Annotated in this window: 2 protein-coding genes and 1 pseudogene; all 3 read right to left on the bottom strand. The window is 63.5% G+C overall.

Annotation, left to right across the window (positions count from 1 at the left end; all coding sequences use genetic code 11):
* Positions 1-141: 141 nt before the first annotated feature.
* Positions 142-1,403 (bottom strand): annotated as a pseudogene (locus ACTJJX_RS34955) (zonular occludens toxin domain-containing protein).
* 1 nt (position 1,404) lies between these two features.
* Positions 1,405-1,755: a DUF2523 family protein gene (locus tag ACTJJX_RS34950; RefSeq protein ID WP_003159569.1), complete on the bottom strand. Its 351-nt coding sequence runs from the start codon at positions 1,753-1,755 to the stop codon at positions 1,405-1,407.
* A 9-nt stretch (positions 1,756-1,764) separates the two neighbouring features.
* On the bottom strand, positions 1,765-2,165 hold a 401-nt coding region (locus tag ACTJJX_RS34945; protein ID WP_440782061.1), incomplete at its 5' end, for a coat protein.

The raw sequence follows: 2,165 nt of genomic DNA, 5'->3' as shown, positions 1-2,165 counted from the left end.
GCGCGCCCCGGCCAGGCCGGCTACAGCGGCCATACCGGCCCCGTCGGCGTCACCGCCACCGCGAAGAAGAAGCCCGCCAGATAGGCCAGGAACGCCAGCCCCAGGGCGGCGAAATAGCTTGTCCAGTTCATCGGCTCCCCCTCAGTTGATCGAGCGCGGCAAGCGGCTGGTGTCAGGAACCACCGTCACCCGCACGGCGGCGCTGTTCGCGGCGGCGGGCGGCACGCTCGGCGCGGCGGCCTGAGCCGGCGGCGCATTGCCCAAAGCACTACGCCCGGCGCAGGCGGCATAGCCGGACCAACCGCCCTTGAAGCTCAGTTCCGCAGCGCAGTTGCCCCGCGGCACCACGGCATAGCCGGTGTCGGTCAGGTCGCGATCGGTGAGAGTGAATTCGCTGCCGTCCTGGCCCCGGACGGCAAACAGATAGGTGCGGCGCCCGGAGGCGGACAGCAGGGTTGCCTTAACGATGAAGTCGCGGCCGGCGAAGGGATGGCCTACAGGAGCAGCACCCGGAACGCCTGGGTGCCCAGGTACATCATCAGCAGCATCAGGACCAGCCGCACCAGTAGCACGCGCAGCACCCACAGCAGGACCGGCTTGAGCAGGCGCAGCAGTTCCAGCAGCAGGCGGCGATACAGGGTCGCCCATGAGCAGACGAGGTCCGCCGTCATAAACCACAGACCCAATAGCAAGGGCCGGAATTGCCATGAATAGAAGAATCTTAGGTTGTCTAAAAAGGCTCTTGCCGGCGATGGTGTCGGTGACGGAGCCGGTGGCTGTCGATTCATAGAGGGCGAAGGTCTCCTGGCGGATTTTCTTGATCTCGACGATCACGTCGCGGGCCGGCGGTTTGTTGTCCTGCGCCGAGTGCTGGCTTTCCTTGTAGCGGCCCCGAATGCCGATGACGGCGAGGTTGGAGTGCAGATAGGCCTTTTCCGCCGTCATGCGGATGTCGTCGCGGATATAGGCGATGTTCGGCGTGGTGAGGATGATGTCCCAGTTGAAATGCCGGTGCCGGGTCCAGGCATCCAGCCACCCCATGGGCCGCCCGGCTGCCTTGGCTGCTTCCGGGCCGTCCGGGAAGTCGAAGCGCTTGAGGTCGGCTTCGCGCCAGGACTTCAGAAAGATCAGCTGGGTTTCGTCGAAGATGATGAACGCGCCACGCGGCGCCCACATGAACCAGGTGCGCATCTTTTCCATGTCATCCAGGTCCTCGAGGTCGAGGTTGATGACGTCGCAGCTGGAGGGCGTCTCCGGCATCACTTGGAAGATCCGTTCGCGGGTCAGGCCGCGCACGTTGGTGATGATGACGCGGCCTTCTTGATCGCGGGGATCAGGTCATCTTGGATCGCGCCGGAGGTCTTGTAGGAGCCGTTCGGGCCGTGATGAATCTTGATCGCCATATCACTTACCTATGAAGGGGATGAAGGACATGGAGAAGCGCGTGCCGATGGCGGCGAAGATCATGTTCACCGCGTCCGGCAGGCCGAAGAACGCCAGCAGCGAGCGCAGGTCGCCGTCCAGGGACGAGTAATAGGACGTGATGGTCGAGCCGATACCGATGCCGCCGACGACTTCGCGGAACGCCTTGTAGCCGATTTCCGCGACGAACAATTGCATCTCGAACCAGCCCTTGATGGCCATCTTGGTCAGCAGGACAAAGGCGTCGGTGACGAAGTCATAGACGCCGCTGTAGAGGAAGTCCCAGAGGGATTGCATCCAGGCGAGAATGTCGGAGAGAAAGGGAATGTCCATGGCGTTTCCTCAGGAGCGATAGAAAACGATCCATCCGGCCAGGATCGCGGCGATGAACAGCACCACGTAGCGGATGACGGAGAGTTCTTGGGCGTACTGGGTGAGGCAGACGTCGTAGCGCTGGCCGAGGGCGGTAAAGTCCCAACACGGCAGGGAGCCGCCGCCGGTGCCCAGGTGAATATCGAACTTGGAAGCGAGGACGCTTTCGAACTTGCCTTGCAGTTCCTGGAAGTCCTTTTGCGCCTTGGCGATGGCGTCGTCGTATTCCTTGATGGTCTTGTCGAAGGAGCCTTGCTTCGGCTCTTTCAGGCCACCCCCGCCGGAGCCGTCGCCGCCATCGGTCCCGCCGCTGGAGCCGGACCCGTCGCCATCGCCGCCGCTACTGCCGTCACCGCCGGGCGTGGTGCCGC

The organism is Pseudomonas sp. 22490, assembly GCF_052044465.1.
GTDB classification, from domain to species: domain Bacteria; phylum Pseudomonadota; class Gammaproteobacteria; order Pseudomonadales; family Pseudomonadaceae; genus Pseudomonas; species Pseudomonas aeruginosa.
This window is presented reverse-complemented; position numbering and strand designations above follow the sequence as displayed.

Bases quoted from the DNA above. Each gene is read 5' to 3' on its own strand.
- ACTJJX_RS34950 (WP_003159569.1), bottom strand. From the start codon at position 1,755: ATGGACATTCCCTTTCTCTCCGACATTCTCGCCTGGATGCAATCCCTC.